Genomic DNA, 6690 nt, shown 5'->3' on the forward strand with positions numbered 1-6690 from the left:
GGGGTAGCACCAACAAAACGCGAATTTCGTACGCTAAGCAAAATTTTATAAAGAAAAAGCCGATTTCCTGTACGCTAAGAGATAATCGGCTTCTTACTACTAAGTTATCTGTAATGGTCGTAGAGAGTCTAATGGTGCAATTTCTTTTTTACTAAATCGGTATTCTCCTAGGAAGTTAATGTGTTCCCATCCTAATGGAGAAATGTGTTTTAATAGTTCTTCATCCAATTTTTCTTTTTTCTTCAAAACGCTTATTGCTTCACTTAAATAAACAGTATTCCACACACTAATTGCATTAATTAAGAGGTTTAGTGCACTACTTCTTTGAAGTTGATCTTGTAGCGCTCTTTCTCGTAATTCACCATGTTTTCCAAAGAAAATAGCTCGAGCAAGTGCATTCATAGCTTCTCCTTTATTCAATCCTCGTTGAATACGTCTACGCATTGTTTTATCTGAAAGATAATCTAAGATGAAAATTGTTTTCTCAATTCTTCCTATTTCTCTTAGTGCCTTCGCCACTTTATTTTGACGGGTATAAGACCCTAATTTTCCCATAATCAATGCACCTGATACTTTACCTTCTCGGATAGAATGAGCTAGCCGTAAAACATCATCATAATTATCGCAAATTAACTTCATATTAATTTGTCCCCGTATTAAGGATTCTATATTTGAGAATTCTTTAGGTGATCCAATCGTATATAATTTAGAAGTGGCTAAATCACGTAACCGGGGCGCAAAGCGAAAACCTAATAAATGAGCCAATCCAAAGACTTGATCTGTATAGCCCGCTGTATCTGTGTAATGCTCTTCAATAACCAAATCAGATTCATGATGTAATAATCCATCGATAACATGTACAGCATCTCTAGCATTTGTATTAATTACCTTGGTGTAAAAAGAAGAAAATTGATCACTTACGAATCGATAAATGGTCGCTCCTTTTCCGGTTCCATAGTGTGGATTGAAGCTAGCGCTGAGAGAAGATACCCCAATTTGAACTCTCATACCATCCGATGATGAAGTAGTCCCATCTCCCCAATAAGAGGATAAAGGGATTTTATGCTGAAAGTTTACAAGTATAGATTGAGCACGTTGTAAGGCATCGTCATACATTCGCCATTGGCTAGCATGAGCTAACTGATGATAGGTGATATCTGGAGTTGCATCTGCCATTTTAGTTAGACCAATATTAGTTCCCATCGCCATCATTGCAGCAAGAGATATAATAATTTCATCGCCTTTAGGCGGTTTATTTGTTGATGCGTGAATCAGTTGCTGTTCAAAATTTGTCCAATTCGACACTTCTAGTAATAAATCCGTTAGTTTTATACGTGGTAACATATTGTATAGCTTAGCGCTTAGTTTCTTGGCGTCTTCTGGGACATCTCGTTCTAAGCGATGAATACGCAAACTTCCTTTTTCTAAATCTAAGCCTTCTAGAGAATTTATATTTTTAGAAAAGGATTGAATTCGATGCAAAAGGGTTTCAGTGCGCTCTTTTATGTATTCTTCTACTTGAATCGGAACCGCTAACCTGGTACCGATATTTTTACTCTTTGTCCATTCTTGTTGTGGAATAAGATATTCATCAAAATCTTTATGTTGTCTACTACCTACAATAGAAATATCCCCTGAGCGTACATAATTTCGAAGTTCAGTAAATGCGGCCAATTCGTAAAAATGTCGATTAATACTCCCGTCTTCATCATATACATATCTTTCCCAACGCTTGGAAACAAAGCTTAATGGGGCACCTTCTGGAACTTTTCGTTTTCCAGCTTCATTTAACTCGTGGATAGTATCTAAAGCTAATAAAACGGGATTTGCATACTTGGTAGATCGAAATTCTAATGTTCTGAGTAGTGTTGGCGTATACTTACGTAAATAATTATAACGACTTTCTAATAAATCAAGATAATCATAATTCATAGGACGAGATAACTTTTTTGCTTCCTCTACAGAGGCTACAAATGTATCCCAAGGCATCATCGTTTCTAATAATAAAAATGGATCTAAGTTTTCTTGTCTAGCTTTAATTAAAGCTGTTCCTAGATTCGCGTAATGATTGATTTTTTCATTAACTGATTTTCCATTCTGTTTTTGAATTTCTTCTTGCTGTTTCCTTCCTTTTAGTTGAAGATTCATAATCTGTTTATCATGAATTTCAAATGCTTGATCAACCAAATCCTGTGTTAAATCTATTAAATATGCAATTATGATTGCATATTTTTTGGTGCTGTGAAATCGTCGGAACGAGAAAGGTTCATATCTTGCTCCTATTCGAGATAATTGTCGTATTCGATTTGGATGTAACCCTTTGGTATCAAGCTTTAATGTTAATTTTCTTATGTAATCTAAGCGTTCAATTACTTTTAAAAATGCGTCAGGAGAAAATTGGCCAGGTATTTCTCTTAGCCAGGATAAATAAGTTTTTGAAGTATTAGGCATTGGATGGAGTAGGCTATCTAACTTTTCTTGTTGTGAAGAAGTCAAAGAGGATGTTAGTACTTTAAAAATTTTTTCTTCTGTACGCTTACGTACTTCCCATACAACTCGTTCTATTGTTGGTATTGCAGGTAAAATAATTTTCTCTTTTCGTAGTTCTTGTAATACAGTTTGAATCAGATACATTGTATTTCCATTTTCTAATGCATATGGTTCTAGAAATTTAGAAATCCTTCGATAATCACGAGTGGTAAAGTTACGATATCCATATTCTTTACGTATTTCTTCTAGATGTTCCCGCCTAGTAGGTTCTCGTTTTGCATATGCTTCATAGACCGTATGATCTACACCAATTTGTTTAGCAACAAACTTTAAGAGTCCTTCAGGAATTACTGGTATATTCGTAACAGTAATTCCTGGATATCTTATGACACAAAGCTGAACAGCAAATCCTAAGCGATTGTGATCTCTACGATGTTGATTAATAATTTCAAGATCTTCTGCAGAGAATGTGTAATGCAGTGCTAGCTCATGTTCTGTTTCAACAGAAATATGTAATAGTTCTTCCCTTTGTACAGGTGTGAGAAGTTCTTTTCCTCTCATAATATTTCCTCCATTTATAAAAGTAATGAGGTTATTTGTTAATGTATCGATACAATGTTGTTTTACTTAGACCGGTAGCCTCTGTAATTTGTTTAATGCTATATTCTTTACTTTGATACATTTTAAGAGCCATTTCTACCTTATCTGTATGTTTTTGTGGTCTTCCGCCTTTTTTCCCACGGGCTCTAGCTGCGTTTAATCCTGTTTTGGTACGTTCGCTAATAATATCTCTTTCTAATTCTGCAATACTTGCCATCATTCGAAAGAAGAATTTCCCCATAGCATTAGATGTATCAATGTTGTCATGAATAGAAATAAAATCTACACCCAGTTCTTTGAATTTTTCACTTAACTCAATTAGGTGTTTTGTAGATCGAGAAATTCGATCAAGTTTGTAAACGACTATCTTATCGCCTTTACGTAATACCTTTAGCAACTCTTCGAGCTGAGGACGATCTTTTTTTGTTCCTGTCATTTTCTCTTGATATAACTTATCTATACCATATTGTTGCAAAGCATCTATTTGCATATCGAGATTTTGTTCTTCTGTGCTGACACGAGCATAACCAAAAATCAAATTGTTTCACTTCCTATCTAAATATATCTATTAAAATAGTACCAAAAACCTTGTTGAATTAAAATAAGGAACTTTGTTTTTGGATATGGGTTTTGGTACTTGATATGGATGGATTTTTAACGCTTTTGTTTAAAAACAAACAAGTTCCATAAACGGTCGTTTTCGGTACGATAAATTCATAAAAATCACATCAATTAGGGGTCACCATATCAGAAAGAGAGAATTAACGAATTTTAAGGATAACCCCCGAGAAATCAGAGTTATCCATTTTTATTTATATCGGATTCCATTAGATATTTCCTCCAAACAGCTCCAATTCAATATACGAATAGAGTTTTTATCTCTTTCAATAATTTTCTTTTCAGATAGCGAATGAATAACTCGATTTAGATGTCGATATGTCGTGCCAAGTAAATCTGCAACCTCTTTTATATTGGAAGTCTTTAGCTCCATTCCAAAGATGTTATCGGGGTCAGGTGATATCGTGGACATAAGATAGCTCGCAAACTTGTTTTCCACAGATGCTAATAAATTTACACGAGAAGCTGTTGTACAAGTTTGAAGCTTATAGCTTACATGTTCTAAAAGTGTATGTAAAAACTGCGGATTGTTCATTTCATGCTGTTTTATATAATCAAAATGTAGTCCAATTAATAAGCATTCATTAACTGCTTTAACCTGTGATTGGACGGGAACGTTTCGAATTAATTCAATATCACCAATAATGGAAAATGGTTGGACAAATCGTAGTAAAAGTAATTTTCCAGTTTCAACACTTGATGTTATTTTCACTTTTCCTTCCACCAAAAATAATAATGATTCTAGTTCAATTCCCTCAAGTAAAATAATTTCATCTTGTTCATATTGTTGCAGTGTAAATGGGAGTTGTTTTTCTCGGCCAAATATTTCTTCAATATGATATTCTCGTAATTTTGTTTCAAGTAGCTTCAAGTCATGAATAAATTCCATATAATACTCCTTTTGGGACATATGTCCTTTTCATTATAAGATAAACTGATATGATAAGAACAATAAAAAATTTTAGGAGTGGCATAGAATGAAATTTGTATTCGATTTAGATGGGACAATTTGCTTTAAAGGTCAGCCTATTTCCGAAAGACTACTAGTATCATTAGAAAAACTAGTAGCTCAAGGGCACGAAGTCATTTTTGCATCGGCTAGGCCAATACGTGATTTACTTCCCATCTTACATGAACGTTTTCATCAATACCCAATGATTGGTGGAAATGGATCAATGATTGCAATTAAAGGGAAAATCATATCAACGATTAGTTTTGATGAAGAAACGCTTGCAAATATTGTTCAATTACTTAGAACTTATAATGCTTCTTATTTAATAGATGGTGACTGGGATTATGCCTATACAGGGCCAGCCACACATCCGATTTTGAATAATCTTGATCCAGAAGGACGTGCTAAAAACGTTAAATTGGATAAATTACAGTCAATCGTAAAAATTTTAGTGCTTACTTCAGACAATATGGAAGCAGTTGAAGAACGGCTTAGCAATATGAATGTTGTGGTTCACTCTCACGGAAACGAAGGAATCTTAGACATAAGTCCAAACGGAATAGATAAGTGGAGTGGATTGCAACAATTGGGTGTGGAAGAAAAAGAATATATAGCATTTGGTAATGATGCGAATGATATTACAATGTTTCAACATGCGATGTACTCTGTTATGATTGGTGAAAGCTTACAATTAGCACCGTTTTCATCTGAACAACTAGTATTAAGTGAGAATATAGAAAACATTCTAGAGCAAAGACTTAGTGAATTAGGAGATATAAATATAATTAAGAAGTTGGTAAGCCTATAAGGGGGAGAACTAGCGTAGCTGACACAGACTGAAAAGTAAAAATTATAGAAGTTCTGAAACCCTATAATTTACTAAAATTACATAAATGTGTTATTTTTGTATATTTAATTTCACAATACTATTATGAAAGGTGAGAGGTAGTTTTGAAACAATCCCTAGATAAGAGACGTTTAGCTTTACGAAAAGCTGAATGCAAGGCCGAAGATCTTTTCAGAGCGATTGAAGAAAAAGGGATACTACGTAGTGATGTAACTGAAAAACAAATCAATCGAGAAATTTATGAATTGGCTTTTCAAATGTTCGGAATCAAAAAATATTGGCATAAACGCATTGTACGAGCTGGAAAGAACACATTATATCCTTATAGAGAAAATCCACCAGATTTAACGGTGCTAGAGGGAGATATTATCTTTCTTGACTTCGGTCCTATTTTTGAAGATTGGGAAGCTGATTTTGGTAGGACATACGTCCTTGGAGAAGATCCAGTCAAATTAAAACTACGTAATGATATTGAACAGGCCTGGGAAGAAGGAAAAGCCTTCTTTCAATCTAATCCTACTATCACAGGTAGTGAACTTTTCTCATTTGTTTGTGATCTTGCCAAAAAGTATGGGTGGGAATATGGAGGTCCACATGCTGGTCATCTCATTGGTGAGTTCCCACATGAACAAGTTCAAGGAGAAGAAGTTGAGAACTATATTCATATTGATAATAATGTTTCCATGAGAGAACTTGATAAGAACGGTCAACCGCGGGATTGGATTCTGGAGATACATTTTATTGATCGAGAACTAGAAATAGGCGGTTTCTTTGAACAGCTATTAACAGTTGAATAGATTGTATAGTGTATACATAAAGTTTACACAACATCTCATTATCGATAGTTGAAAAAAGAAGAAAGGCCATAACGACAAGGCATATGGTCTTTCCCTCTTTATTTAGGACTGATACCAGCGTAGCTGACATAGGCCGTAAAGTAAGAAAATGAAAAGTTCCTAAAACGGTGAGTAACGGAACTTTACTCGGAACCACGGTCCAATTATTACCAGTCATTAACATATACTTTGTAGCTGGTACTACCCTTAATAAGTAACTTATACTTTATGAAATAATTAAAGCCTAATTTCTCGTTATTGTAGCTTGAAATTAGGCTTTTTTATATGGTGACCCCTATGTTGTATTTCCTTAGCGTACGAAATTCGCGTTTTGTTGGTGCTACCCC

The 6690-nt window shown here is 34.5% G+C and carries 5 protein-coding genes; 2 read left to right on the forward strand and 3 right to left on the reverse strand.

The window, feature by feature from the left end; translation table 11 throughout:
* Nucleotides 1-99 precede the first annotated feature (99 nt).
* The 3 genes from CN288_RS27455 to CN288_RS27465 form a co-directional block, all read right to left on the reverse strand.
* Nucleotides 100-3051, reverse strand: coding sequence for a Tn3 family transposase (locus tag CN288_RS27455; protein ID WP_098303602.1), 2952 nt, complete (start codon nt 3049-3051; stop codon nt 100-102).
* Nucleotides 3052-3082: 31 nt separating this feature from the next.
* Nucleotides 3083-3628, reverse strand: a complete 546-nt coding sequence (locus CN288_RS27460; RefSeq protein WP_090694678.1) for a recombinase family protein — start codon at nt 3626-3628, stop codon at nt 3083-3085.
* 270 nt (nt 3629-3898) lie between these two features.
* On the reverse strand, nt 3899-4597 hold the full coding sequence (locus CN288_RS27465) for a Crp/Fnr family transcriptional regulator (RefSeq protein ID WP_090694682.1): 699 nt from the start codon (nt 4595-4597) through the stop codon (nt 3899-3901).
* Nucleotides 4598-4685: 88 nt separating this feature from the next.
* On the opposite strand from CN288_RS27465, the gene CN288_RS27470 reads away from it, so the two are divergent.
* Entirely contained in the window at nt 4686-5468 is a 783-nt protein-coding gene (locus CN288_RS27470) for an HAD-IIB family hydrolase (RefSeq protein WP_090694686.1), read from the forward strand.
* A gap of 143 nt (nt 5469-5611) precedes the next feature.
* Nucleotides 5612-6304 (forward strand): M24 family metallopeptidase, encoded by a 693-nt coding sequence (locus tag CN288_RS27475; protein ID WP_090694689.1) that lies wholly within the window; start codon nt 5612-5614, stop codon nt 6302-6304.
* Nucleotides 6305-6690 lie beyond the last annotated feature (386 nt).

It is taken from the genome of Bacillus sp. AFS023182 (assembly GCF_002560575.1).
Taxonomy (GTDB): Bacteria; Bacillota; Bacilli; order Bacillales; family Bacillaceae_G; genus Bacillus_A; species Bacillus_A arachidis.

Bases quoted from the DNA above. Each gene is read 5' to 3' on its own strand.
- CN288_RS27465 (WP_090694682.1), bottom strand. From the start codon at position 4,597: ATGGAATTTATTCATGACTTGAAGCTACTTGAAACAAAATTACGAGAA.
- CN288_RS27470 (WP_090694686.1), top strand. From the start codon at position 4,686: ATGAAATTTGTATTCGATTTAGATGGGACAATTTGCTTTAAAGGTCAG.
- CN288_RS27455 (WP_098303602.1), bottom strand. From the start codon at position 3,051: ATGAGAGGAAAAGAACTTCTCACACCTGTACAAAGGGAAGAACTATTA.